Source organism: Kitasatospora sp. NPDC051914 (assembly GCF_040680995.1).
Classification (GTDB): domain Bacteria; phylum Actinomycetota; class Actinomycetes; order Streptomycetales; family Streptomycetaceae; genus Kitasatospora.
Genome location: NZ_JBFAXX010000003.1, coordinates 91,192 through 116,644 on the forward strand (window position 1 = coordinate 91,192; position 25,453 = coordinate 116,644).

At 72.6% G+C, this 25,453-nt stretch carries 25 protein-coding genes; 15 read left to right on the plus strand and 10 right to left on the minus strand.

What is annotated here, in order from left to right; all coding sequences use genetic code 11:
- The first annotated feature begins 10 nt into the window (after positions 1 to 10).
- The gene (locus AB0M03_RS03560; protein ID WP_363487938.1) at positions 11 to 1,462 is read left to right on the plus strand and encodes a cytochrome P450; all 1,452 of its coding nucleotides are present in this window, start codon (positions 11 to 13) and stop codon (positions 1,460 to 1,462) included.
- Positions 1,463 to 1,640: 178 nt separating this feature from the next.
- Positions 1,641 to 2,174, plus strand: a complete 534-nt coding sequence (locus AB0M03_RS03565; protein ID WP_363487940.1) for a flavodoxin domain-containing protein — start codon at positions 1,641 to 1,643, stop codon at positions 2,172 to 2,174.
- Between the two features lie 43 nt (positions 2,175 to 2,217).
- Here the strand turns inward: AB0M03_RS03565 and AB0M03_RS03570 are convergent, their stop codons facing one another.
- Both AB0M03_RS03570 and AB0M03_RS03575 read right to left on the minus strand, forming a co-directional pair.
- Positions 2,218 to 2,634, minus strand: a complete 417-nt coding sequence (locus AB0M03_RS03570) for a VOC family protein (protein WP_363487942.1) — start codon at positions 2,632 to 2,634, stop codon at positions 2,218 to 2,220.
- Between the two features lie 10 nt (positions 2,635 to 2,644).
- Entirely contained in the window at positions 2,645 to 3,073 is a 429-nt protein-coding gene (locus AB0M03_RS03575; RefSeq protein WP_363487944.1) for a helix-turn-helix transcriptional regulator, read from the minus strand.
- A 108-nt stretch (positions 3,074 to 3,181) separates the two neighbouring features.
- Between AB0M03_RS03575 and AB0M03_RS03580 the strand changes: the two genes are divergently transcribed.
- From AB0M03_RS03580 to AB0M03_RS03615, 8 genes are all read left to right on the plus strand, one after another.
- Complete coding sequence (locus AB0M03_RS03580) at positions 3,182 to 3,592, plus strand: VOC family protein (RefSeq protein ID WP_363487946.1); 411 nt, start codon at positions 3,182 to 3,184, stop codon at positions 3,590 to 3,592.
- Between the two features lie 110 nt (positions 3,593 to 3,702).
- Complete coding sequence (locus tag AB0M03_RS03585; RefSeq protein ID WP_363487948.1) at positions 3,703 to 6,084, plus strand: excinuclease ABC subunit UvrA; 2,382 nt, start codon at positions 3,703 to 3,705, stop codon at positions 6,082 to 6,084.
- 202 nt (positions 6,085 to 6,286) lie between these two features.
- Complete coding sequence (locus AB0M03_RS03590) at positions 6,287 to 7,165, plus strand: lytic polysaccharide monooxygenase (RefSeq protein ID WP_363487950.1); 879 nt, start codon at positions 6,287 to 6,289, stop codon at positions 7,163 to 7,165.
- A gap of 371 nt (positions 7,166 to 7,536) precedes the next feature.
- Positions 7,537 to 8,055, plus strand: coding sequence for a hypothetical protein (locus AB0M03_RS03595; RefSeq protein WP_363487952.1), 519 nt, complete (start codon positions 7,537 to 7,539; stop codon positions 8,053 to 8,055).
- Positions 8,056 to 8,140: 85 nt separating this feature from the next.
- A complete protein-coding gene (locus AB0M03_RS03600; RefSeq protein ID WP_363487954.1) occupies positions 8,141 to 8,584 on the plus strand; it encodes an SRPBCC family protein in 444 nt (147 codons plus the stop codon).
- A gap of 224 nt (positions 8,585 to 8,808) precedes the next feature.
- On the plus strand, positions 8,809 to 9,969 hold the full coding sequence (locus tag AB0M03_RS03605; RefSeq protein ID WP_363487956.1) for an aromatic ring-hydroxylating dioxygenase subunit alpha: 1,161 nt from the start codon (positions 8,809 to 8,811) through the stop codon (positions 9,967 to 9,969).
- Positions 9,966 to 10,211 carry an amphi-Trp domain-containing protein gene (locus AB0M03_RS03610; protein ID WP_363487958.1) on the plus strand — a complete coding sequence of 82 codons (246 nt, stop codon included), beginning with the start codon at positions 9,966 to 9,968 and terminating at the stop codon, positions 10,209 to 10,211. The genes AB0M03_RS03605 and AB0M03_RS03610 overlap by 4 nt, the downstream gene beginning before the upstream one ends.
- A gap of 331 nt (positions 10,212 to 10,542) precedes the next feature.
- Positions 10,543 to 11,445, plus strand: coding sequence for a hypothetical protein (locus AB0M03_RS03615; RefSeq protein WP_363487960.1), 903 nt, complete (start codon positions 10,543 to 10,545; stop codon positions 11,443 to 11,445).
- A 330-nt stretch (positions 11,446 to 11,775) separates the two neighbouring features.
- Here AB0M03_RS03615 and AB0M03_RS03620 read toward each other — a convergent pair whose 3' ends face one another.
- Entirely contained in the window at positions 11,776 to 13,005 is a 1,230-nt protein-coding gene (locus AB0M03_RS03620; protein ID WP_363487962.1) for an MFS transporter, read from the minus strand.
- A gap of 125 nt (positions 13,006 to 13,130) precedes the next feature.
- Positions 13,131 to 15,359, minus strand: a complete 2,229-nt coding sequence (katG, locus tag AB0M03_RS03625; RefSeq protein ID WP_363487965.1) for a catalase/peroxidase HPI — start codon at positions 15,357 to 15,359, stop codon at positions 13,131 to 13,133.
- Between the two features lie 291 nt (positions 15,360 to 15,650).
- Between katG and AB0M03_RS03630 the strand changes: the two genes are divergently transcribed.
- Positions 15,651 to 16,061 (plus strand): transcriptional repressor, encoded by a 411-nt coding sequence (locus AB0M03_RS03630; RefSeq protein WP_363487967.1) that lies wholly within the window; start codon positions 15,651 to 15,653, stop codon positions 16,059 to 16,061.
- Positions 16,062 to 16,109: 48 nt separating this feature from the next.
- Here AB0M03_RS03630 and AB0M03_RS03635 read toward each other — a convergent pair whose 3' ends face one another.
- Positions 16,110 to 17,225, minus strand: a complete 1,116-nt coding sequence (locus AB0M03_RS03635; RefSeq protein WP_363487969.1) for an AI-2E family transporter — start codon at positions 17,223 to 17,225, stop codon at positions 16,110 to 16,112.
- 533 nt (positions 17,226 to 17,758) lie between these two features.
- On the opposite strand from AB0M03_RS03635, the gene AB0M03_RS03640 reads away from it, so the two are divergent.
- The 3 genes from AB0M03_RS03640 to AB0M03_RS03650 all read left to right on the plus strand — a co-directional run bounded on the left by AB0M03_RS03640 (position 17,759) and on the right by AB0M03_RS03650 (position 22,192).
- Positions 17,759 to 19,027 (plus strand): family 16 glycosylhydrolase, encoded by a 1,269-nt coding sequence (locus tag AB0M03_RS03640; protein WP_363487971.1) that lies wholly within the window; start codon positions 17,759 to 17,761, stop codon positions 19,025 to 19,027.
- 99 nt (positions 19,028 to 19,126) lie between these two features.
- On the plus strand, positions 19,127 to 20,821 hold the full coding sequence (locus tag AB0M03_RS03645) for a beta-1,3-glucanase family protein (protein ID WP_363487973.1): 1,695 nt from the start codon (positions 19,127 to 19,129) through the stop codon (positions 20,819 to 20,821).
- 246 nt (positions 20,822 to 21,067) lie between these two features.
- A complete protein-coding gene (locus tag AB0M03_RS03650; protein ID WP_363487975.1) occupies positions 21,068 to 22,192 on the plus strand; it encodes an NADH:flavin oxidoreductase in 1,125 nt (374 codons plus the stop codon).
- Between the two features lie 55 nt (positions 22,193 to 22,247).
- Here the strand turns inward: AB0M03_RS03650 and AB0M03_RS03655 are convergent, their stop codons facing one another.
- The 3 genes from AB0M03_RS03655 to AB0M03_RS03665 all read right to left on the minus strand — a co-directional run bounded on the left by AB0M03_RS03655 (position 22,248) and on the right by AB0M03_RS03665 (position 23,696).
- Positions 22,248 to 23,114 carry a glutathione S-transferase C-terminal domain-containing protein gene (locus AB0M03_RS03655; protein WP_363487977.1) on the minus strand — a complete coding sequence of 289 codons (867 nt, stop codon included), beginning with the start codon at positions 23,112 to 23,114 and terminating at the stop codon, positions 22,248 to 22,250.
- Between the two features lie 112 nt (positions 23,115 to 23,226).
- Positions 23,227 to 23,373 carry a putative leader peptide gene (locus AB0M03_RS03660; protein WP_363487979.1) on the minus strand — a complete coding sequence of 49 codons (147 nt, stop codon included), beginning with the start codon at positions 23,371 to 23,373 and terminating at the stop codon, positions 23,227 to 23,229.
- An 83-nt stretch (positions 23,374 to 23,456) separates the two neighbouring features.
- Positions 23,457 to 23,696, minus strand: a complete 240-nt coding sequence (locus tag AB0M03_RS03665; protein WP_363487981.1) for a DUF6296 family protein — start codon at positions 23,694 to 23,696, stop codon at positions 23,457 to 23,459.
- A 279-nt stretch (positions 23,697 to 23,975) separates the two neighbouring features.
- Between AB0M03_RS03665 and AB0M03_RS03670 the strand changes: the two genes are divergently transcribed.
- Positions 23,976 to 24,395, plus strand: coding sequence for an STAS domain-containing protein (locus AB0M03_RS03670; RefSeq protein WP_363487983.1), 420 nt, complete (start codon positions 23,976 to 23,978; stop codon positions 24,393 to 24,395).
- Positions 24,396 to 24,418: 23 nt separating this feature from the next.
- Here the strand turns inward: AB0M03_RS03670 and AB0M03_RS03675 are convergent, their stop codons facing one another.
- Both AB0M03_RS03675 and AB0M03_RS03680 read right to left on the minus strand, forming a co-directional pair.
- On the minus strand, positions 24,419 to 24,685 hold the full coding sequence (locus tag AB0M03_RS03675; protein WP_363487985.1) for a hypothetical protein: 267 nt from the start codon (positions 24,683 to 24,685) through the stop codon (positions 24,419 to 24,421).
- Between the two features lie 254 nt (positions 24,686 to 24,939).
- Positions 24,940 to 25,434 carry an ATP-binding protein gene (locus tag AB0M03_RS03680; protein WP_363487987.1) on the minus strand — a complete coding sequence of 165 codons (495 nt, stop codon included), beginning with the start codon at positions 25,432 to 25,434 and terminating at the stop codon, positions 24,940 to 24,942.
- Between the last annotated feature and the right edge of the window lie 19 nt (positions 25,435 to 25,453).

Consider the following 25,453-nt stretch of genomic DNA (forward strand, 5'->3'; position numbering starts at 1 on the left):
CGGAGCCATCGTGACCAGTCCGTTCCCCGACGACACCGCCCCGACCCCGCCGCCCGGCTGCCCCGCCCACGCGTCCGGCGCCGGCGGCCCCAGACGGCTCTACGGGCCCGAGGCCGAGGCCGACCCGGCCGGCCTGTACGAGAAGCTGCGCGCCGAGCACGGCGAGGTGGCGCCGGTACTGCTGCACGGCGACGTCCCGGCGTGGCTGGTGCTCGGCCACTCCGCGAACCTCGCCGCCATGCGCACCCCGTCCCGGTTCTCCCGGGACTCCCGCCGCTGGTCGGCGTTCCAGAACGGCCTGGTGACACCGGAGTCCCCGCTGATGCCGGTGGTCGCGTGGCAGCCGCTGTGCGTGTTCGCGGACGGCGAGGAGCACCGGCGCCTGCGCGGTGCGGTCACCGACGGCCTGAACCGCTTCGACAGCCGCGGCATCCGCCGCTACGTCACCCGCTTCGCCGACCAGTTGATCGAGGAGTTCGGGCCGGCCGGCCGGGCCGACCTGGTGGCCCAGTTCGCCGAGCACCTGCCGATGCTGGTGATGACCCAACTGGTCGGCATGCCCGAGGAGTACGGCCCGCGGCTGGTCGAGGCCGCCCGCGACCTCATGAAGGGCACCGAGACGGCCGTCGCCAGCAACGAGTACGTCGTGGAGACGCTGCGCCGGATGATGGAGCGCAAGCGGGTGGCCCCCGGCGCCGACCTGGTGACGTGGCTGATGGAGCACGAGGCCGGGCTCACCGACGACGAGGTCCTGGAGCACCTGCGGGTGGTGCTGCTCGCGGCGAACGAGACGACCGTCAACCTGATCGCGGACACCCTGAAGATGGTCCTCACCGACCGGCGGTTCCGCGCCCACCTGTCCGGCGGCCAGATGACCCTGCCGGACGCCCTCGACCAGGTGCTCTGGGACTCCCCGCCGATGCTGCTCGTCGCAGGCCGGTGGGCGACCGGCGACACCGAGCTCGGCGGGCAGCGGATCAAGGGCGGCGACATGCTGCTGCTCGGCCTGGCGGCCGGCAACGTCGACCCGGCCGTCCGCCCAGACCTGGCGAAGCCGCTCTTCGGCAACCGCTCCCACCTCGCCTTCGGCAGCGGCCCGCACGAGTGCCCCGGCCAGGACATCGGCCGGGCCATCGCGGAGACCGGCATCGACATCCTGCTGACCCGCCTGCCGGACCTCCGGCTCGCCGTCCCCGAGGCCGAACTGGCCTGGACCTCCGCCTGGATCTCCCGTCACCTGGTCGAACTCCCGGTGCAGTTCTCGCCGAGGACGGCCAAGGGGCAGGCCGAGGCCGAGCCCCATGCCACCACCGCGGCCGCGCCCCCCTCGACGGCTGCGCCGGTACCGCCCGCACAGCCGTCCGCGGCGCCGCCGGCTCCGGAACCCGCCGCCCCGACCGCGGTCGTTCCCCGTCAACGGCGCAGCTGGTGGACCGCCCTGACCGGCCGCTTCCGGCGCTGACGGGCCGTCCGGGGGCGCGCTCGGTGAGTGCGTCCCCGGACGGCGTGCCCCGGCGGCCCTGGGCATCAGGTCCGATCGGCCCTCCCGTCTCCCCGGCGGCCGCCGGAGGATGGAGGCAACGGACCCCGGCCTCCCGCTGCGAAGGCCCGCAGGGTCCGTCGGGCCGATGCGAGGAGAGGTGGGATCTGCCATGCAGGCGGTGATCGTCTACGAGAGCATGTACGGCAACACCCGACTGGTCGCCGAGGCGATCGCGGAGGGCGTCCACCGGGCCGCACCCGACGCCGAGGTCAGCTGCCTCCCGGTGGCCGACGCGGGCGCCGACGTGACCCGCGGGGCGGACCTGCTGGTGGTCGGCGGTCCCACGCACATGCACGGGATGTCGTCCGGCCTCAGCCGCAAGCTCGCGCGGAGCGCGGCGGAGAAGCACGGGACGGACGTCGAGGCCCCGGGCGGAGCGGACAGCCCCGGCCTGCGGACCTGGCTCCGTGCACTGCCCGAGACCACGACCGGCACGCACGCTGCGGCCTTCGACACCCGGGCGGACATGAAGATGAGCGGCGGTGCGGCCGACGGAATCGCCAAGCGGCTCTCGCACCACCACTACGACGTGATGGTGGAACCCGAGGGCTTCATCATCGAGGACTCCGAGGGCCCCCTGCGGGCCGGCGAACTCGACCGCGCCCGGACCTGGGGCGCAAGCCTCGTCTGACCGAATGCGGGTGGCCCCCTCATGGGGTGCCCACCCGCGTTCCTCACTTCCCGAGGGCCTGGGTGAATCGGAGCATGTTTCCCGACGGGTCGCGGAAGGCGCAGTCGCGGACGCCGTACGGCTGGTCCATCGGCTCCTGGAGCACCTCGCCGCCCGCGGCGCTGATCCGCTCGAAGGTGGCGTCGCAGTCGTCGGTGCCGAAGATGACGCCCCGCAGCATGCCCTTGGCCATCAGCTCCGCCATGGCCTGCCGGTCGGCCGCGGAGGCGTTGGGGTCGGCGAGCGGCGGTTCCAGGACGATGTTCACCTCCGGCTGGGAGGGCGCGCCGACGGTCACCCAGCGCATCCCCTCGAAGCCGACGTCGTTGCGCACCTCGAGGCCGAGCACGTCGCGGTAGAAGGCGATCGCCCTGTCGTGGTCGTCGACGGCGATGAAGCACTGCGAAAGCATGATGTCCATGCCGTTCACGCTACGGCCGCGCGGCGGGGCGTGCTTCTCCGTTCCTGACCGGCCTGGTGTGGATCTTGGCGATGCACGCCGGGATGGCGGCGCCGTGGTCGTGGCTGCGGGCGCGGTAGGCGCTGGGGCTCTCGCCGACCAGCTCGGTGAAGCGCGAGCTGAAGGACCCCAGCGACGTGCAGCCGACCGCGAAGCAGACCTCGGTCACCGTGAGGTCGCCGCGCCGCAGCAGCGCCTTGGCCCGCTCGATGCGGCGGGTCATCAGGTAGCTGTAGGGCGTCTCGCCGAAGGCGGCGCGGAAGCTGCGGGAGAAGTGGCCCGGTGACATCAGGGCGCCGCGTGCCAGTGCGGGGACGTCGAGCGGTTCGGCGTAGTCGCGGTCCATCCGGTCGCGGGCCCGCCGCAGCCGGACGAGGTCGTCGAGGTCCTGCCGTTTCACCCGCCCAGTTTCCCACAGCGTCCGCGGCGGGCGGCCCGTGCGCAGGCCCGCCGGACCGGTCAGGATCGGAGAAGCCCCGGTCGCCGGGGCCGACCTAGTGTGACGGACATGGACATCACCATTCACTGGACCTTCCTTCCGCACACCGACCCCGAGGCCTCGCTGGCCTTCTACCGCGACCTCCTCGGCTTCGAGGTCCGCAACGACGTCGGCTACGGCGACATGCGCTGGATCACGGTCGGCCCCGCCGGACAGCCCGGCACGTCCGTCGTCCTGGAGCCGCCGGCCGCCGACCCCGGCGTCACCGAGGACGAGCGGCGGACGATCACCGAGATGATGGCCAAGGGCACCTATGCGCGGATCACCCTGGCCACCCCCGACCTCGACGGCCTGTTCGCCCGGCTGGAGGCCGGCGGCGCCGAGGTCGTCCAGAAGCCGACCGAGCAGCCGTACGGCGTGCGCGACTGCGCCTTCCGCGACCCGGCGGGCAACATGATCCGCTTCAACGGGACGAGCTGAGCGTCCGCCGCGGAAAAACACCCGGCCGCCCGGCCCGGAACTGGTTGGATCAAGGCGGGCGACCCCGGCGGGGACCGCAGAGGCGGCTCCGCGTCACGGATGGAGACACGATGAGCAAGGCCGCGAGCCATGTTGCCGACAGCCACGATCTGATCCGCGTGCACGGCGCGCGCGAGAACAACCTCAAGGACGTCAGCATCGAGATCCCGAAGCGCCGGCTGACGGTGTTCACCGGTGTCTCCGGCTCGGGCAAGAGTTCCCTGGTGTTCAACACGATCGCCGCCGAGTCGCAGCGGTTGATCAACGAGACGTACAGCGCCTTCGTCCAGGGCTTCATGCCGACGCTGTCCCGGCCCGAGGTCGACGTCCTCGAGGGTCTGACCACGGTGATCACCGTCGACCAGCAGCGGATGGGCGCCGACCCGCGCTCGACGGTCGGCACCGCCACCGATGCCAACGCGATGCTGCGCATCCTGTTCAGCCGGCTCGGCAAGCCGCACATCGGCTCGCCCAAGGCGTACTCCTTCAACGTCGCCTCGATCAGCGGAGCGGGCGCGGTCACCGTGGAGCGCGGCGGGCAGACCGTGAAGGAGCGGCGCAGCTTCAGCATCACCGGCGGCATGTGTCCGCGCTGCGAAGGCCGCGGCGCGGTCTCCGACATCGACCTCGCCCAGCTCTACGACGACTCCAAGTCGCTCTCCGAGGGCGCGATCACCGTCCCCGGCTACACGGGGGGCGGCTGGAACTCCCGGCTCTACAGCGAGTCCGGCTTCTTCGACGCGGACAAGCCGATCCGCACGTTCACCGAGAGGGAGCTACACGACTTCCTGTACCGCGAGCCGACGAGGATGAAGATCGCGGGCATCAACATGACGTACGAGGGGCTCGTCCCGCGGATCCAGAAGTCGATGCTCGCCAAGGACCGGGAGGGCATGCAGCCGCACATCCGGGAGTTCGTGGACCGGGCGGTCACCTTCACCACGTGTCCCGAGTGCGACGGCACCCGGCTGAACGAAGGGGCCCGGTCGTCGAAGATCGACGGGGTCAGCATCGCCGACGCCTGCGCGATGCAGATCAGCGACCTCGCCGAGTGGGTCCGCGGTGTCACCGAGCCGTCGGTGGCGCCGCTGCTCGCCGCACTGCAGCACACGCTCGACTCGTTCACGGAGATCGGCCTCGGCTACCTCGCGCTCGACCGGCCGGCGGGCACGCTGTCGGGCGGCGAGGCGCAGCGCGTCAGGATGATCCGCCACCTCGGCTCCTCGCTCACCGATGTCACCTACGTCTTCGACGAGCCGACGATCGGGCTGCACCCGCACGACATCCAGCGGATGAACGAGCTGCTGCTGCGGCTGCGGGACAAGGGCAACACGGTGCTCGTCGTGGAGCACAAGCCCGAGATGATCGCGATCGCCGACCACGTCGTCGACCTCGGCCCCGGCGCCGGTTCGGCGGGCGGCGCCGTCTGCTTCGAGGGCACCGTCGAGGGGCTGCGGGCCGGCGGCACCGTCACCGGCCGCCATCTCGACGACCGGGCCTCCCTCAAGGGGTCGGTGCGCACGTCCACCGGTGCCCTGGAGATCCGCGGCGCGACGGCGAACAACCTGCGCGACGTCGACGTCGACATCCCGCTCGGGGTGCTGACCGTCATCACCGGTGTCGCCGGGTCCGGCAAGAGCTCGCTGGTGCACGGGTCGCTGCCGCACCGGTCGGGGGCGGCCGGCGAGGGTGTGGTCTCGATCGACCAGGCCCCGATCCGCGGCTCGCGGCGGAGCAACCCGGCGACGTACAGCGGGCTGCTCGACCCGATCCGCAAGGCGTTCGCGAAGGCCAACGGGGTGAAGCCGGCGCTGTTCAGCGCCAACTCCGAGGGTGCGTGCCCCACGTGCAACGGCGCCGGCGTCGTCTACACCGACCTGGGGATGATGGCCGGCGTCTCCACCACCTGCGAGGAGTGCGAGGGCAAGCGGTTCCAGGCGTCGGTGCTGGAGTACCGCCTCGGCGGCCGCGACATCAGCGAGGTGCTGGCGATGCCGGTGACCGAGGCCGCGGAGTTCTTCGGCGGCGGCGAGGCGCACACGCCGGCCGCGCACCGCATCCTCGGGCGGCTCGCCGACGTCGGGCTCGGCTACCTCACCCTCGGGCAGCCGCTCACCACGCTCTCCGGCGGCGAGCGGCAGCGGCTCAAGCTGGCCACCCACCTTACCGAGAAGGGCGGGGTCTACGTCCTCGACGAGCCGACCACCGGCCTCCACCTCGCCGACGTGGAGAACCTGCTCGGCCTGCTCGACCGGATCGTGGACTCCGGCAAGTCCGTCATCGTCATCGAGCACCACCAGGCGGTGATGGCGCACGCCGACTGGATCGTCGACCTCGGGCCCGGCGCGGGCCACGACGGCGGCCGGGTCGTCTTCGAGGGCACCCCCGCCGATCTCGTCGCCGCCCGCTCCACCCTCACCGGCGAACACCTCGCGGCCTACATCGGCAGCTGACCTGCAGGGCCGACGTCCTTGAGGGGGCACCCCGGCGGGTGCCCCCTCAAGTTCCTTCGAGCGCACACCTCTTGCCAATTGGTATAGGCCAATCGTAGGCTCCCAGCGGCTGACGGCGCGTCGGGTCCGTGCCGCCGCGCCCGAAGGCTCCCCGGGCTGGCACCTCTCCCCCACAACCGGCCCGCTTCGCAAGAGGAGAACCATGTCCTGGACTCGCAGACTGCTCGCCACCGGCGCGCTGACCGCCGGCGCGCTGGTCGCGGCCGCCGGCACCGCCGGTGCCCACGGCGCCATGTTCGGCCCCACCAGCCGCATCGCCGCCTGCTACGCCGAGGGGCCGGAGACCCCCAAGTCGCAGGTCTGCAAGGACCTCGTCGCGATGAGCGGCACCCAGCCGCTGTACGACTGGAACGAGGTCAACATCGCGAACGCCAACGGGCAGAGCCAGCAGATCATCCCGGACGGCAAGCTGTGCTCGGCCAACCGCGACAAGTACAAGGCGCTCGACATGGCCCGCACCGACTGGCCGGCCACCGCCGTCACGGCGGGCACCAACACCTTCAACTTCCGTGTCACCGCCCCGCACCAGGGCGTCATGACGCTCTACATCACCAACAGCGGCTACAACCCGACCCAGCCGCTCAAGTGGTCCGACCTCGACCTCGCCCACCCGGTCGCCCAGTACGCCACCGGCCGGACGTCGACCAACGGCTACTACAACTTCACCGGCACCCTGCCCAACCGGACCGGCCGCCAGCTGGTCTACATGGTCTGGCAGCGCACCGACAGTCCGGAGGCCTTCTACGGCTGCTCGGACGTCGACTTCGGCGGCACCGCCGCGGCGGCCCCCGGCAACCCCACCGAGCAGCAGCTCACCGCCGACGCCGCCAAGTCCACCGTGGCGTACCACGACCACGGCACGGCCGCCGCACCTGCGACCCTCGCGACCGCCCCGGTCGCGCTCGCGTCCGACTCCGGCTCCTCCGCCGCACTGCTCGGCCTGGTGGGCGCCTCCCTGGCGTCGGCCGCAGTGTCCGGCGTGATCCTCTACCGCCGCACCCGGGCCGCCGCCACCGCATAACCGCACACCCACCGGCCGGCCCCGGTCAGCTCCAAAGGTCATGAGTGCCCCGCAAGGGGCGCTGGGGGCACCTCCCGGCCGAAGGCCGGGGGCGGAACTGCGCAATTCGGATGCGGTCACCGTACGGTCCACGGCTCGGCCCGTGCAGTCGCTACGCCCACACCCGGACTGCGCAGTCCCCGCGCCCCTGAACGGACCATCCGAGCGCCCTTTTTGAACACTCCCGGTCGGCTGCGTCCCGCAACCCGGCTGTCTGCGAAGAATGTTGATCTCCCGTCGTTCGGGATCACAGCTCAGCAACGCCGCGGTGCGGGGGCGTGCCGCGGCGATACGGTCGTCGGCGCCTCACCACACCCGTCCCTGGGGAGCCCATGCAGCGACGCACCACCACCCTCATCTGCACCGCCGTCCTCGCCGCGGCCACCGCCTGCGGCAGTGCCGGTTCCACGGCGTCGGCCGGATCCGCACCGGACAGCCCGACCAGGACGGTCGGTGACGCGACCGCCGTCACCAAGCAACTCCTCGCCACCGGCCTGCCGGTGAAGCTGACGGTCACCTACGACGGCACCACCGATCCGGACGGCCGCCTCGGCCAGCCCCACCAGTACGTCTCCAAGACGGCGTTCGACGACACCCGGGTCTCGAACAGCCCGCTGGCCAAGGAGGACGCCGTCGGGCACCGGCGCGACGCCGTCTCGTACGGCGGCACGGTCGAGGTCTTCGCCACCCCGGAGGACGCCGAGGCGTGGGTGCAGGGCCCCGGCAGCGGTCAGGCCGCGGGCAGCAGCGCACGACCCGACTACGTCTACCGCTCGGGGGTCGTCGTCGTCCGGGTGTCCCACCTGCTGACGCCCGAGCAGGCGAAGGCCTACGCGTCCGCCATCGGCTGAGCACGCGCCGACGAGCGGGAGGCACGGCCGGGAGACCTCTGGAATCCTGGCCGTGCAACGCCCCCACGCACGGCGAGGAGCGGACATGTCGGGACAGTTCGAGGCGAGCGTCGAGATCGACCGCCCGGTGGAGCAGGTCTTCGCCTACCTGGCGGACGGCCGCAACGACGCCGAATTCAGCCCCCGGGTCCAGCAGATCACCAAGACCCCGGAGGGTCCGACCACCGTCGGCACGGTCTTCCGCAGCACCGTGAAGGATGCCGGCCTGAAGACCTCCCGGGAGTTCCGGATCACCCGGCTGGAGGCACCCCGCACGGTGCGGTGGAGCGAGCAGAGCAAGAACCTCATCACCGCCGAGGGCGGCTACGACCTCGAACCGCTGCCGGACGGCCGGACCCGGGTACGGATCTTCAACGAACTCGAGGGCCACGGCATCGGCAAACTGCTCCTCGGCCCCGCCCTGCACGCCGCCCGCAAGGACGCACCCGCCTTCGGCGAGCGCATCAAGGCGGCCGTCGAACGCTCCTGACGGGCCCCGCGCTCCTGGCGGAACAGCCCGCGGTTGCCGTTCGGTGCGCGGCCGTCCACCGTGGGGAGGTGGAGTCCTGCTGCGGCCGACGGTTCGCAGCCGCCGGACCGGACCGGTGCAGAGCGCCGGACCGCGGCGTCCTATCCCCCGGACGCGTGTGCACCTCGGACGCCCGACGCCTCCGCGGTTGCGCCCTCCAGGCCCGAATGCAAGGGAGCATCCCCATGACCGAGGCCCGACCCGGAGTGGACCGGCGTACCGCCGACGGCCGGCCGGAGTTCCCCGTCCGGCCGGACGGCGATCGCCGCCACGCCGCCGCCGACCTCCGCCGCATCGGGATCAACCCGGACTTCTGGTACCCCGTGGCCGTGTCGCGCCGGGTGGCGAAGCAGCGCACGTTCGCCGCCGTGTTCGCCGGTGAGCGGATCGTGCTGTACCGCGGCCGGAGCGGCCGGGTGTACGCCCTGGAGGACCGGTGCGCGCACCGCCAGGTGCCGCTGAGCATGGGTGTCGTCGAGGGCGAGGTGCTGCGCTGCTGCTACCACGCCTGGGCCTACCGCGGAAACGGCCGCATCTCGCAGATCCCCTACCTGCCGAAGGGCTGCGAGCGGCCGCCGCGCGGGGTGGCCTCGTACCCGGTCCGCGAGGCCTACGGGCTGGTGTTCGTCTTCCCCGGCGACCCGGAGAAGGCCGAGTCCGCGCCGTTCCCGGTGCTGCCGCAGTACGCCTCGCCCTCGCACCGGACGATGACCTTCTCCCGCACCGTGCGCTGCCACTACTCGTTCATGCACGAGAACCTGCTGGACATGAACCACCAGTTCCTGCACCGCGGGGTGCTGGGCAGGATCCAGCCGGAGCTGCTGGGGTACGAGAGCGGTCCGCGGTTCGTGGAGGCCCGGTACCTGTTCGTGCCGGCCGGGGGCCGGAAGGACCGCGGTGCGGGCCTGCTGTCCGCGGAGGGGCTCGGCGGCAAGCAGAGGCCCGACGTCGTCACCATCCGCACCGAGTACCCGTACCAGACGCTGCAGGACGTCCCCGAGGGTGCCGACCTGCCGGCCTTCTCCCTCTGGGCCGCCTACGTGCCGGAGGACGCGGAGCAGCGCACCAACCACGCCTACGGCCTGCTGATGATCGCCAAACCGCCGGTCCCCGGGGCGATCCAGCTGGCGTGGCCGTTCATCCGGCGCTTCACCGAGCGGGTGTTCGCCCAGGACCGGATGGCGGTCGAGGCCGAGCAGCGCGCATGGGACGAGCAGGGCGCGGACCGGAACAACGAGGTGTTCCCGTTGATCCTGGACGTCCGCGACGTGCTGCGCAGCAACGGCGTCCCGCTCGACGGGGACACGTCCGCGACCTTCGCACCGACCGACCGGAGGCAGCAGTGAAGGACCTCAAGTTCGAAGAGAAGCGCTCGCTTTCGCGCGTCGAGGCCGCAGCGCAGCTGGAGGCCCTGGCGGCCGCCCTGCGCCACGGCGGAGAGGCCGAGTTGGAGCTCGGCCCCGGTGTGCTCAGCCTGCGCGTCCCGGACGAGCTCAAGGCCGAGCTCGAAGTGGAAGTGGGCGAGGGAGAGGTCGAGTTGGAGATCGAACTGAAGTGGCCGACGGTCCGTCAGGGTAACTCGGAGTAACAGGCCTTGGCGCATCCGGACCGCCCGGACACCGTCACCAACCCCACGCCTGCATCCTCAACTCACCACCAAAACTCCAGACTTCACATGATTCCCCACACAAGCGCCCCATTCGGGGCGCCTTCCTCCCTGGCTCGCCGCATGCTCCGCAGGTAGATTCCTCGCAATCGCAACGACCGCGACCCTCGGCGGTCCCGGTGGGAGGCAGGTGTGCGCCCTGAGCCGTCCATCACCCAGCACGCTCCGTCCCGCGCCGTCCGCGGAGCTCGCCCAGGTCCTCCGTTCGGGACCGTTCGAGCTCGCGCTGCGGACGGCGATCCGGGAGAGCGGGTTGAGCCTCGAAGGCATCCAGCGCAGACTCACCCGGCGCGGCCTGCGGGTCAGCGTCTCCAGTCTGAGCTACTGGCAGCGCGGCCGCAGCAGACCCGAGCGGCCCGAATCGCTGACCGCCGTCAGGGCGTTGGAGGCGGTACTGGGGCTGCGGCCGGGTTCGCTGATCGTCCTGCTCGGGCCGCGCCGGCCGCGCGGCCGCTGGATCGACCACGTGCCGGGCTCGCTCGACCACGTCAGCACCTTCGGCGATCCGGCGGTGGCGGGCGTGCTCGCCGACTTCGACCCGCGGACCAACGGCCGGGTGGAGAGCCTGCACACCCGGGTCGACGTCCACATCGGGCCCCGGCGGGAGGAGCGGCGGATCGACGTCCTGCAGATCGTCCGCGCGCTGGCCTCCGGCGCGGACCGGCTGATCCTGCTGACCCGGGCGGAGCCCGAGGTGCCGGAGGACTCGGACGTCGGCGTCTTCAACCTGGTGGGCTGCCGCGCGGGCCGGCGCCGGACCGACCGCGAACACGGCTTCACGGCCACCGAGTTGCTCTTCGACCTGCCGCTGCAGCCGGGGCAGTCGGCGGTCGTCGAGTTCAGCTACGCCTGCCCCTCGGCAGAGGTCGCCACGCAGTACCAGCGGATGGTGCGGTTCCCGGGCAAGAACCTGGTGCTGCGGGCACGCTTCGACAGCCGGATGCTGCCCGCGAGCTGCCAGGTCGCCTTCCGGCCCTGCCACGATGCACCGCCGCAGGCCGTCGAGGAGCTGCGGATCTCACCGGCGGGCCACGCCTGCGCCGTGCTCCCCGACGCCGAGCCCGGCGTCTACGGCCTCTACTGGGAGTGGGGCGACGACGGGCTGCCCTGCGGCGGAGGGCCAGCCCCGTCCCGGTCCGCCCTCCGCCCCTTGTAGCTGCCCTCAACCGATGGCCGCCGGGGCCAGGGCGGCCTCGGCAAGCAGTCGGGGGTGCCCGTGCCGTCGGCCGGGACGGACCGGGGGTCGGAGCCGCTGTCGCTCGGCAGTGCGCAGGCCGGCGTCCGGCCGTCCAGGTGGCCGTGCAGCGTCCAGGTGGAGGTGGTCACCGGCCCGTCCATCGCCGATCGGATCCGGAACATCGAGGAGGCCGCTGCTGACGGTGCACCCGTCCAGCCTGTTGTCGGCGCCGACCGGGCTGTTCGAGGTTGGCTTCAAGGGCACTCGGGCACCCCGCAAGAGGTACCCGAGTGCGTTTGACGCAAGCCCTCAGGCTGCGCCGGCCACCGCGGGAAGGCGCCGGACGGCAGGGACGCACAGCAGGGCGAGTGCCGTCGGGACGGCCACGGCCGTCATCGCCCAGAGGGTCGAGTGCACGCCCAGCGAGGCGGACACCGGCCCGGCCACGGCGAGGCCGAGCGGCATCAGCCCGGCGGACAGCAGGCTGTCGAAGGAGCTGACCCGGGACAGGGCGGCGCCGGGCACGTGCGTCTGCAGGGCGGTCTCCCACAGGACGAAGAACAGGGCCACCCCCACCCCGGTGACGGCCTCGAGGGCCGCGACCAGGGCGAGCGATCCGCCCGAGCCGATGATCGCCGCCTGGCAGGAGGCCACCGCGAGTGCGGGGGCCGCCACGGCCATCGGACGCTGCGACTTCAGACGGTAGGCGCAGATGTTGCCCACGACCGAGCCGATGCCGAAGGCCGCCACCACCAGCGACCAGCCCGCCGCGCCGCCCCATTCGCTTTCGGCGAGGACGGGGCCCAGCACGAAGACCGCCGGGAGGACGACCACGTGGTAGACCGCGGCCGCGGCCAGGCCGGACCACACCCAGGCCCGGGTGCGGACCTCCGCCCAGCCGGCCCTGAGCTCGGCCAGGAAGGTGCTGCCGCCGGTGCCGGACGCCTCCTCACGGCGGGGCCTGAGCCCGGCCAGGGAGAGCGCGCCGACCGCGAAGGTCGCCGCGTCGAAGGCCAGGGCACCGCCCGGGCCCAGCAGTGCGACCAGCAGGGCGGCCACTGCCGGGCCGACCAGCAGCCCGGAGGACTGGACGAAGCCCTGCAGGGCATTGGCCTCGCGCAGCCGTTCCCGCGGCACGACCAGTGGCAGCAGACCGGTGGCGGCGGGCGTGAAGAACGCCTCCGCCGTACCGAAGAGGCCCATCAGCAGGGCCAGGTGCGGGACGCGGGCGGCACCGGTGATCAGCAGGGCGGCCGCCGTGGCCTGCACGGCGCAGCGCACCAGGTCGGAGACCAGCATGATGCGGTGGCGCGGCAGGCGGTCGGCCCACACCCCGCCGGCCAGGGTGAACAGCAGCAGCGGTGCGAGCGCGGCGGCGGTCACCAGCCCGACGTCGGAGGCGGACCCGCCCACCGAGAGCACCGCGAAGGGCATGGCCACGAAGGTGACGCGGTCGCCCAGCACGGACAGCGACTGCCCGGCGAAGAGGCGGGCGAACTGCGGCTCGTCGCGCAGCAGGCGGGGAAGGAGGGATTTCACGGGAGGGGCCAATCAACAACAGCGGAACGGCATGCGCGGCCCGATGCTAGACAGCGGCCCCTCGTCCTGTCGCCCGGATTTCCGCAGCGCCGGGGCCGGCCCCGGCGCTGCGGATCAGGTGCGGATCAGGAGAGGTCGAAGCGGTCCAGGTTCATCACCTTGACCCAGGCCGCGACGAAGTCCGCCACGAACTTCTCCTCGGCGTCGTCGCTCGCGTAGACCTCGGCGACCGCGCGCAGCTCGGAGTTCGACCCGAAGACGAGGTCGACCCGGCTGGCCGTCCACTTCGGCGCGCCGGTGACGGCGTCGCGGCCCTCGAAGGCGTTGGCGTCCCCGGCGACCGCCTGCCACGTGGTGCCCTGGTCGAGCAGGTTGACGAAGAAGTCGTTGGTCAGCTTCCCCGGGGTCGCGGTGAGGACGCCGAGCGGCGACTGCCGGTAATTGGCGTCCAGGACGCGGAGGCCGCCGAGGAGGGCCGTCATCTCCGGGGCGCTGAGCGTGAGCAGGTTCGCCTTGTCGAGCAGCAGGTACTCGGCCGGCAGCCGATTGCCCTTCCCGAGGTAGTTGCGGAAGCCGTCCGCGGTCGGTTCGAGGGCGGCGAAGGACTCCACGTCGGTCTGCTCCTGCGCGGCGTCGGTGCGGCCGGGCGTGAAGGGGACCTCGACGTCGTGTCCGGCGTCCTCGGCGGCCTTCTCCACGGCGGCGCCGCCGGCGAGGACGATCAGGTCGGCGAGCGAGATCTGCTTGCCGTTGCCGCGGGCGTTGAAGGACCGCTGGATGCCCTCGAGGGTGCTCAGCACCCCCGCCAGCCGGTCGGGGTCGTTGGCCTCCCAGCCGCGCTGCGGCTCCAGGCGGATGCGTGCGCCGTTGGCGCCGCCGCGCTTGTCGCTGCCGCGGAAGGACGAGGCCGAGGCCCACGCGGTGGACACCAGCTGCTGCACGGTGAGGCCCGAGGCGAGGACCTCGGCCTTGAGCGCGGCGGTGTCGGCGGCGTCGACGAGCGCGTGCGTCACCGGGGGGACCGGGTCCTGCCAGAGCAGCACCTCGGTCGGGACCTCGGGGCCGAGGTAGCGCGTGATCGGGCCCATGTCGCGGTGGGTCAGCTTGTACCAGGCCCGGGCGAAGGCGTCCGCGAACTCGTTGGGGTCGTTCATGAAACGCCGTGAGATGGGCTCGTAGACCGGGTCGAAGCGCAGCGAGAGGTCGGTCGTCAGCATCGTCGGGGCGTGGCGCTTCGACGGGTCGTGGGCGTCGGGCACGGTGCCCGCCCCGGCGCCGTCCTTCGGCCGCCACTGGTGGGCGCCGGCGGGGCTCCGGAAGAGCTCCCACTCGTAGCCGAAGAGGATCTCGAAGAAGCTGTTGTCCCAGGTCGTCGGCGTGTTCGTCCAGATGCCCTCGAGGCCGCTGGTGATCGCGTCGCCGCCCTTGCCGGTGCGGAAGGTGCTCGCCCAGCCGAGGCCCTGCGCCTCGATCGGGGCGGCCTCCGGGTCCGGGCCGACGCTCTCCGCGGGGCCGGCGCCGTGGGTCTTGCCGAAGGTGTGGCCGCCGGCGATCAGGGCGACCGTCTCCTCGTCGTTCATCGCCATCCGGCGGAAGGTCTCGCGGATGTCGCGGGCCGCCGCGATCGGGTCCGGAGTGCCGTTCGGGCCTTCGGGGTTGACGTAGATGAGGCCCATCTGGACCGCGCCGAGCGGATTCTCCAGGACGCGGTCGCCGGTGTACCGCTCGTCGCCGAGCCAGGTGGTCTCCGGGCCCCAGTACACGTCCTCGTCTGGCTCCCAGACGTCCTCGCGCCCGCCGCCGAAGCCGAAGGTCGCGAAGCCCATCGACTCCAGGGCGACGTTGCCGGCGAGGATCATGAGGTCGGCCCAGGAGAGGCTCCTGCCGTACTTCTTCTTGACCGGCCAGAGCAGGCGGCGGGCCTTGTCGAGGTTCCCGTTGTCCGGCCAGCTGTTGAGGGGTGCGAACCGCTGCTGGCCCGCCCCGGCGCCGCCGCGGCCGTCGCTGATGCGGTACGTGCCGGCGCTGTGCCAGGCCATCCGGATGATGAACGCGCCGTAGTGGCCGAAGTCGGCCGGCCACCAGTCCTGCGACGTCGTCAGCACTTCTTCGATGTCCCGCTTCACGGCCGGGAGGTCGAGCGTGTTGAATGCCTCGGCATAGTCGAACGAATCGCCGAAGGGATTCGCCACGGCGGGATTCTTGGCGAGGATCTTCAGATTGAGCCGTTCCGGCCACCACCGGTGGTTTCCGCCGCCCTGGGTGGGATGCAGCGCGCGCCCGTGGTCGACCGGGCAGCCACCTCCGCCCTCCGTCTTCGCCTCTACGACAATCGCATCGTGGTTCTCAGACATGGGAATCCTTCCCTGAAAGGCGGATCACGGTCCTCGGGAACTGCGGCGGCGGAACGGGCAGGTCGCAGAAGGCAGGGGGCGGCTCCGGAACCGCCGATCGGACGATCGCGGCCCCGTTGTTCCTCACTCCCCCGCCGTACTGGCCCCTCCTGTCCCTTGGCTGTCGTCGAGTCCGATCCTACGATGGACGGAATCCAAGTCAAGAATCACACCAGAGCCATATCCCGCGGGCGCCCGGATCGCCATTGCCGAAATGCCGGACGCCCGCCGAGCCTGAATTGGTGGGCCAATATGAGCGACCTGCTGGAACGGCTGCGCGGACGCGGCTGGCGGATGACGGCCCAGCGCCGTGCCGTGGCGGAGGTCCTCGACGGCGACCACGTGCACCTCACCGCGGACGAGGTGCACGCCCGCGCGGCACAGCGGCTCCCCGAGATCTCCCGGGCCACCGTCTACAACACCCTCGGCGAACTGGTCGCGCTCGGCGAGGTCAAGGAGGTCTCCACCGACGGCCGCGCCAAGCGGTACGACCCCAATGCGCACCAACCGCACCAGCACCTGGTGTGCTCCGGCTGCGGCACCATCCGCGACGTCCACCCGACCGGCGACCCGCTGGCCCGCCTCCCGCTGGAGGAGCGGTTCGGCTTCACCGTCGCCGAGGCCGAAGTCACCTACCGCGGCCTGTGTCCCTCCTGCGCGTAGATGTGCCACAGGGGCGCGTGGGGGCACCTCAACGTCCCTGGAGCGCCCCTACGGGCTGCCCGTGCGCCCGGGCCCGCTCTGCGGCCGCGGGCCCCGGAGTTCGGTGGTGACCGCCCAGACCACGGAGACGATCGGGACGGCGACCACGGCACCGATGACCCCGGCGGAGATGCTGCCCACGAGGACCGAGACGGCGACCACCACGGGGTGCAGGCTGACCGCCCAGCTCATCACGATCGGGTGCAGCAGGTGGCCCTCGATCTGGCCGATCACCACGATCAGCAGCAGGACGACGATCGCGATGACCGGCCCCTTGGCGGCCAGCGCCACCAGCGAGGCGACGAGCATCGCGACCGGCGAGCCGACCAGCGGGACGAAGGAGGCGAAGAACTCCAGGACGGTCAGCGGCAGGGCGAGCGGCACCCCGAGGAAGAACAGGGCGATGCCGACCAGGACGGCATTGGTCGCGGCGACGATGAAGATGCCGCGGGTGTAGCCGGCGAAGGTCCGCCAGGCGACGCGCCCGCCGCGGAACATGCGGTCGCCGGCCGCGGCCGGCAGCTGCTCCGCGGCCCACCGCCACATCCGGTCCCCGGAGTGCAGGAAGAACACCGACATGAACACCGCCAGCGCCGCACCGGTCGCCAGTTCCACCACCCGGCCGGCGCCGCTCACCGCGGTGCTGATCAGTGTGGAGCGGTGTTCGGAGAGGTAGGTGGCGACCTTGTGCTGGAGGTCGTCGAAGGTCGAGCGGGCGATGTGGAAGGGCGGGCCCTGCGCCGCGTCCTCCAGCTCGTCCAGACCGCTCTGGAACTCCCTGGTCAGTCTGGGCACCTGGTCGGCGACGTTCTCGCCGATCAGGGCCAGCAGCCCGGCCGGCACCAGCACCGCGCCGAGCAGTCCGACCAGCACCGCGAGCGGCCGCGGGACGAGACGGGCCATCAGGTCGACCACCGGCCGGATCACCGAGGTGATCACCAGGGCGAGGAAGGCGGCCAGGGTGATCAGGTGGTACCGCCCCAGCAGCGCGAGCACCAGGTACCCGGCCGCGGCCACGACCAGCAGCCGCCAGGCGTAGTCGGAGAGGCGGCGCAGCCCGGGCGGTGCGCCCGCCCGGTCCGTCGCCGCGGTCGTCCGGCGCGGCCGGGGCCGTCTCACCGGCATGCCGCACCGATGCGTGCCGGACGGTGCGCCGGGACGCGTCCGCGGCGCGCAGGGGTACCGCGCTGCGGCCGGCCGTCGGGCGGGGGAGCGCTCAGGTGCGTGAAGGGCATGCCCTCTGCATAGCGGCAGAACCGCCGCTCGGGCTGTTCCCGCGCCGACGGGCGGCTGCAGTCGGGCCGAGCTTCACACCGGGAGCCGCCGGAACCGGCCGCCGACGAACGGCCGCCGACGAACAGCCGTCGGGGCCTGCTCCGACGGCACGTCAGCGGGCCCACCGGGCACCGCCTGAGAGCCCTCTCTGCACATCAAGTCAGCCTTAAGAGAGCGTTAAGCTGCAGGCCGCGAGAGAAAACCGCAGGTCAGAGGCGGGTAAGCACCGACGGCTGACGTTGCCATGGCGATTACCCCTCCGTAATACTCAGTGCCCACGGGCGACGCCGCGTCATGTCTGAGAGCGCTCTCACATGACAGCCCGATGGTTCGCCCTGCCCGGTCACTCCCTTCCCCGTCCCCCAGACAAGGGGTGCATGCCCATGGCTGCCGCTCATCGCGCACGACGCTGGTCCTTCGGCGGACTGGTGCTCGTCGTCACCACCGCCCTGGTCGCGGCGGTGCTCATGTCCTCCGCCGGCTCGGTCGCCTCACGGGCCGGTGCCGCGGTCGCCGCACAGACCTGGTCCGACGAGTTCGACGGCCCGGCCGGCCGTGCTCCCGATCCTGCCAAGTGGACGCTGGAGACCGGTGGTTCGGGCTTCGGCAACCACGAGTTGCAGTACTACACCAACAGCACCTCGAACGCCGCGCTCGACGGCCAGGGCCACCTGGTCATCACCGCGCGGAAGAACACCGACGCCGGCCTCGGCTGCTGGTACGGGCAGTGCCAGTACACCTCGGCCCGGCTGAACACGGCCAAGACCTTCACCCAGGCGTACGGCCGCTTCGAAGCCCGCATCAAGATCCCCCGCGGCCAGGGCATCTGGCCCGCCTTCTGGATGCTCGGCAACGACCTCGGCACCGTCGGCTGGCCCAACAGCGGCGAGATCGACATCATGGAGAACATCGGCCGCGAGCCCAACACCGTGCACGGCACGGTGCACGGCCCCGGCTACTCCGGAGCGGGCGGCCTCGGCGCCGCGTACAACCTGCCCGGCGGCCGCGCGTTCGCCGACGACTTCCACGTGTTCGCCGTCGACTGGAGCCCCAACTCCATCGTCTGGTCGGTGGACGGCACCACGTACGAGACCCGCACCCCCGCCGACACCGGCGGCAACAAGTGGGTCTTCGACCACCCGTTCTTCGCCATCCTGAACCTGGCGGTCGGCGGCGATTGGCCCGGCAGCCCGGACGGTTCCACGGCCTTCCCGCAGACGATGATCGTCGACTACGTCCGTGCCTCCGGCTCCGGCAGCACCCCCGCCCCCGCCGCGCGCCCGATCCGCGGCATCGGCGGCATGTGCGTCGACGTCGCCGGCGGCTCCAGCGCCGACCGCACCCCCGTCCAGCTGCACAACTGCACCGGCAACGCCGCCCAGCAGTGGACCGTCGGCGGCGACGGCACCGTCCGCGCCCTCGGCAAGTGCCTGGACGTGGCGGGCGGCTCCACCGCGGACGGCGCCGTCGTCCAGCTCTACACCTGCAACGGCACCAACGCCCAGAAGTGGGCGTACACCGCCGCGCACGACCTCACCAACACCGGCGCCAACAAGTGCCTGGACGCCAAGGGCAATTCCTCGGCCGACGGCACCCGGCTGCAGACCTGGACCTGCACCGGCGGCGCCAACCAGAAGTGGACGGTCGGCTGACCGGCACACCCCGCCGGCAGAACCCTCCCGCCGTTCCTTCCCTTCCCTCCCTGCACCCGACCGCTCCCCACCCGACCTCGCGGAGAACGGACCCCCACCATGACGGCACGCCACCAGCGCACGATGTCCCGCAGAAAACTCCTCACCGCAACCGCAGGCCTGGCCCTGGCCGTGCCCGCCGTTGCGACCTGGCTCGAGGTGGGCGCCGACGCGTCCACCACCGCCACGCTCCCCCTGGACCTGGTCAACACCACCGGCAACAACACGGTGTACGCCTACGTGCTGGGCCGCGACCCCGCGGCCGGCGGCAACTGGGCCTTCATCCAGGCCAACGGCTCCACCCTGTACCACCCACCGTCCCCGGCCAACGACCAGACCCCGCTCGGGGTCGACTGCGCCATCCCGCTCAACGCGTCCGGCGCCGGGGCGCGGAGGGTGACCCTGCCGCACCTGGACAGCGGCCGCATCTACTTCTCCGTCGGCGCGAAGCTCACCTTCCTGATGAACCGCGGCGGCGGCCTGGCCCTGCCGTCGGTGAGCAACCCCTCCGACCCCAACGCGAACGTCCACCACGACTTCTGCGAATTCACCTTCAACAACGACCAGTTGTACGCCAACATCACGTTCGTCGACATGGTCTCGCTGCCGATCGCCTTCCAGCTGGAGACCGGGCAGGGCACCCAGACGGTGCGCGGGCTGCCCTCCGACGGGCTGTCGCGGGTCGCCGCCGCGCTGCGGGCCCAGTCCGCGGCCGACGGCAGCGACTGGAGCAAGCTGATCGTCAGCAAGAACGGCGCCGACCTGCGCGTGCTCAGCCCCAACCTGGCGATCCGCGGCAACAACGCGCTCTTCCGCGGCTACTTCGACAGCTACGTCGACGAGGTCTGGAACAAGTACCGCTCCACCGACCTGCGCATCGACACCCAGTTCACCTGGGGCACCGTCACCGGCCGGGTGAACGGCGACACGCTCACCTTCCCGGGGGTCGGCAGCTTCGCCAAGCCGTCGACCCTCTCGATCTTCTCCTGCAGCGACGCGCCCTTCACCACCGGCAACGACCAGATGGGCAACCTCAGCGCACGGCTCGCCGCCGCCTTCAACCGCACCACGCTGCTGGACAACCCCAACCAGCCGACCGCCGAGAACCCGGCCGCCTTCTACACCCGGCCGCGGACCAACCACTACGCCCGCATCCTGCACAACACCACCCCCGACCACCTCGGGTACGCCTTCCCCTACGACGACGTGCACCCGGCCGGGGTGGACTTCGAGGGCAAGGTGCAGTCCGGCAGTCCCGGCCGGTGGACCATCACCGTCGGAGGCGGGGCCGGCGGTGGCGGCAGCACGCCGACCCCGACGCCGACCGCCACCGCCACGGGCGGCGCGGGCAGCGCCTTCGCCACCATCCAGGCCGAGTCGTTCAACGCCCAGTCGGGAGCCCAGGTCGAGGCCTGTTCCGACACCGGCGGCGGCTCCGACGTCGGCTGGCTGTCCAACGGCGACTGGCTCAAGTTCTCGTCCGTCGCCTTCGGCACCGGCGGTGCCACCCGCTTCAGCGCCCGCGTCGCGTCCGGCGCGGCCGCCGGGGTCAGCGGCCTGGTCCAGGTCCGGCTCGGCAGCCCCACGGCCACCCCGGTCGGCAGCTTCGCCGTCGCCAACACCGGCGGCTGGCAGGCCTGGCGCACCGTCCCCGCCGACATCAGCCGCACCACCGGCACCCACGACGTCTACCTGACCTTCAACAGCGGCCAGCCCGCCGACTTCGTCAACATCAACTGGTTCACCTTCGCGTAGTGCCCCGCAGGGGCGCGGGGAACTGTGCAGTGCCCCGCGCCCCCTTGTCGCGCCCTGCCCCTTGCCGCACCCTGCCCCGATCCGCGGCCCGCACGTCCGCAAGCCCCGCGGACGCCCCACCGGCAGCGGTGTGACGACGATCACGGCGCGGCGCTGCCGACGGGAGGAATGTCCCGGCAGGCAGGGCGGTTGGCACACGACGAAGTAAATGCACATGCATCTGTCGCCCAGTGCCTGCGAGGACTCATGACCGCCACCGCACCGTCCGCCTCCCGCGCGGCCGAACTCCTGTCCCGGCCCGTCGCGCTGAACGGCCTGACCGTGCCCAACCGGATCGCCATGGCGCCGATGACGCGGATGTTCTCGCCGGGCGGCGTCCCCGGCGAGGACGTGCGCTCGTACTACGCCCGCCGCGCCGCCGCGGGCGTGGGCCTGATCGTCACCGAGGGCACCTACGTCGGTCACGAATCGGCGGGGCAGAGCGACCGTGTGCCGCGGTTCCACGGCGAGGAGCAGCTCGCGGGCTGGGCGGAGGTCGCCGAGGCCGTCCACGCGGCGGGCGGCACCATCGTGCCCCAGCTGTGGCACATCGGCATGGTGCGCAAGCAGGGCGAGCCGCCGTACGCCGACGCCCCCGCGGTGGGCCCCTCCGGCCTCCGGATCGACGGCACCGAGGACGGCCGGGCGATGACCCGGAGCGACCTGGACGACGTCATCGGCGCCTTCGCGGACGCCGCGGCGGACGCCGAGCGCATCGGCTTCGACGGCGTCGAGCTGCACGGCGCGCACGGCTACCTGCTCGACCAGTTCCTCTGGGCGGGGACGAACCGCCGCACCGACGGCTACGGCGGCGACCCGGTGGCCCGCACCCGGTTCGCGGCCGAGATCGTGGCCGCCGTCCGCGAGCGCGTCTCCGCCGGCTTCCCGATCATCTTCCGCTACTCGCAGTGGAAGCAGGAGGCGTACGACGCACGGCTCGCCGAGACCCCGGAGGAGCTGGACGCGATCCTGGCCCCGCTGGCCGCCGCCGGCGTCGACGCCTTCCACGCCTCCACCCGCCGCTACTGGATCCCCGAGTTCGAGGGTTCGGACCTGAACCTCGCGGGCTGGACCAAGAAGCTCACCGGCAGGCCCACCATCACCGTCGGCTCCGTCGGCCTGGACGGCGACTTCATCCGCGGCTTCATCGGCGAGGGCTCCCCGGTCCAGGGCATCGACAACCTGCTGGACCGGCTGGAGCGCGACGAGTTCGACATGGTCGCCGTCGGCCGCGCCCTGCTCCAGGACCCGGACTGGGCGGTGAAGGTCCTCCAGGGGCGGCACGAGGAGCTGAAGCCGTTCGACGCCGCGGCGCTGCGGACGCTGAGCTAGCACCTGCCCGAGCACCGGTCGGCCCGGAGGACGCCGGCCGGTGCTCGGGGCCCGTTCAGCCGGCCACGCCGACCTGCGCCCGCGCGGACGCCGCCCAGTCCACGATCGGCATCGCCGCTCCCGCGGCCTCCTCGCCCCGACAGTGGGCGTGGTGACGGCGGGCGATGCCGTCCAGGTCGAGATGGCGGCCGAAGGCGGGGTGGGCGGCCAGCCTGCGGGCGTAGGCCCACACCCGGGGGTGGTCGGCGATCCGGTCCACGGCGGCGGCGTTCAGGTGCCACCGGTGCACGGTGTCCAGCTCCACCAGACTCGCCCATACCCGCACGTCCGCCAGGGTCACCCCCTCGCCCAGCAGGTACTCCCCGGTGGCGAGACGCTGCTCCAGCGCGCCGAGCCCGTCCAGCAGGCTCCGCAGGGCCGCCTCGTGCGCGGCCGGGTCGATACCGGCCAGGCCTGCGCGCTGGGCCGGGACGTCGATGCTCCGCTCGCACAGCTGCCGCACGGCCTCGACGGCGGTGCCGGACCCCTGCGGCCGGAGGTCCGTCCCGTCCCGGTCGAACCACCGGGCCAGGTCGGTGAGGATCTCGCCGCTGTCGGTGCTGACGATCCGTCCGCTCCAGTCGTCGCCGAGCACGGGCGCCGCGGCCGGCCCGCGGTGCCGGTGCGCACTGGAGTCGTACAGCGGCCGCAGCGCCAGGTATCCGCCGTCGCCGTCGTCGGGCAGCGCCGGCAGCCAGGTCACCGGGAGCGTTCCTTCGAGGCCGAGCAGGCTGTGGGTGACGGCGATCTGCAGACAGTGCGGACAGGAGAGGGCGAGGTGGAGCCGGTAGCGGTGCGGCACGGCGCCGTACCCGCTGCGGGCGTCGCGCCCGATCCTGGCGCGGAAGGCGGGCACGGCGACGGAGGGGAACGAGGCGGGCATGAGAGTCTCCCAGGCTGCGCGGCTCGCGAACCGGCGTGCCGGGTGTCCGGTGGGGGTGAAGGGGCGGCCGGGGGCCGCAGGAAAAGGGGGCTCCTGATCCGGAGCAAGGCCGTCAGGCCGCGTGGCCGCCGCTGCGGCGAGCTGCTTCTCCCAGACTGCTGCACACCCGCAGCAGGTCGATGTGGCGACGGGACGTCAGCATCGGGAGCAGCCGCACGGCTTGAGCCGCGCTCGCGGTGACCGGCCCGGTCTGCCTCACTGCTCTCCCGCCCCTGCTCGAGGTCCTCCTGCCGGAGTTTCGACCCGCATCCGCTCGCCGTCAAGAGCGCGTGCGCCCCGTGGTCAGGGAAGCGGCTGGGCGTGCACGGGTGTGTCCGGTTCGGGCCGGCCCTCGCAGGCCAGCAGATGGACGACGCCGCTGTCAGCGATCTCCACGCGGACCGTGCCCCCGGCATCGGCATAGACCGGCTGACCGTGGGGGCCGATGCCGGCCTGGACCTCCACGACGACCGTGTCCTGCTCGCCGTGTGCACCCGGTGTCCCGGGGAAGGTCAGCAGCCAGCGCGTCGGCGCCTCGGGCATGGTGATCACGTCCTTCCGGCCCGCGAGGTCCCGGGTGGAGCACCGGTCCCGCGCACGGTCACCACCACCGACGCTACGCCGGGGTGCCCGTGCCGCAAACGAACGCCGGGCGGCGCCGTGCACGCCTGCCGGGACGGGCCGACACGGGCGGCCATTTCGTCGGACGACCTGCCGGAAGCCGTGGTCTTCGCTCCGGGGGCTGCGGCCGGTGCGCGGAACCGTCCAGGCTTTCAAGGCAGGGATGTCAGAGGCAGACGAACCTATCGGCAGGAGACCGATGTGCGACCCGAGCTCCGCATCACCCACCGCACCGGCCCGGATGGTGTGCGAGTCGTGGAAGTCGCCGGCGATGCCGACATGGACACCGCCGACCGGTTGCGTGCGGCCATCCTCAAGGCGGTGACCGCCGAGCCTGCCGCGGCCGCCGTGGTGGTGGACTGCAGCGGGCTGGAATTCTGCGCCGCCGCGGGGCTCAACGAGCTGCTGCGCGGCCGAGAAGCCGCGCTCGGGGCCGGGATCGCGTTCCGCCTGGCCGCCCCCGTCCGCCAGATGCGCCAGCTGCTCCGGCTGACCGAGACCGACCGCGTATTCGTCGTCGACCGGGCCCGCCCCCGGATCGACGACCCCGACGCGGGGCTCCCGGAGGACGGTCGGGACGCGGGCGGCCGGAGGTCCTTGGCTCCCGTCCGTCCGCAATGACCGGTGCAGGCTCCGGCGCGGGATCAGCGGTCGGGGGGTGCGGACGGGTCCTCCGGCTGTCCGGGGGTGCGGCGGGCCCTGTCGGCGGCCTCGGCCGTCGCGTCGTAGCGCTCGTGCGGGGCGGTGTCGTCGCGGGTCCGCCGGCCTTCGGGGGCGGGGTCGGGGTCGGCTTCGGACGCGCGGTCGCCGTAGGAACGGTCGCCGGCGGCTTCGTCCTGCGGCTTCACCTCCCGGCGCGGCTGCGCGGCTGCGCCGCGGGTCTCGGGCGGTGTCTGCCGGTGCCTCTTCATGACGGATCCTCCTCACCTCGGCCCGGTGCCGACCGGTTGCCGCGGGCACGCACGCGTCTACCCGGCTGCGGGCGTTTGCGGCCGCACAACGGGGCCAGATGCATGACAGGGCCGCGCACCGCCTGGCTGGAGGCGGAACGCGCGGCCCCGCCCGTGCCTCGCCGCAGCCGAGGCAGTGCTCGGTGGCCCCGAGGACGTGCCCGTACTCGGCCGGCCGGCCTTCGTCGGCTCGCAACGGCTCCGCCCGGCGGCCGTCAGTTGTCGAAGAGCGGGTCCGGGTCGGCGAGCGCGGCCCGGCGCGCCCGGCCGGGGTCGGGTCCGCCCGCCGGGGGAAGGGCGAGGTCGGCCCAGACCGTCTTGCCGCCGTCGTGGAAGGTGCAGCCCCAGGCCTCGGCCACCCGGTCCACGATGACCAGGCCGTGGCCGTTCACGGCATCGGGGCGGTACTGCTCGTGCAGGTGGGGCGGGGCGGAACTCGGATCGGTGACGGCGACCCGCAGGTGTCCGCCGTGTCGGCCGAGGTCCAGGGCGAGCGGTCCCCCGGCGTGGTCGACGGCGTTGGCCAGCAGCTCGGCCGCGACCATCACCGCGTCGGCCGCCGCAGTGCCGGCGACGGCGCTCTCGAGGTGCCAGCCGGCGAGACTGCGGCGAGCGAAGACGATGCCCTCGCTCACGCAGCCCGAACCGCCTCCGAGCGGGAAGGCCAGCCGGCGGCGGTCGACGGCCGTGATGGCGTGAGAGGGGTACATGCCGACGTCCCGGACAAGT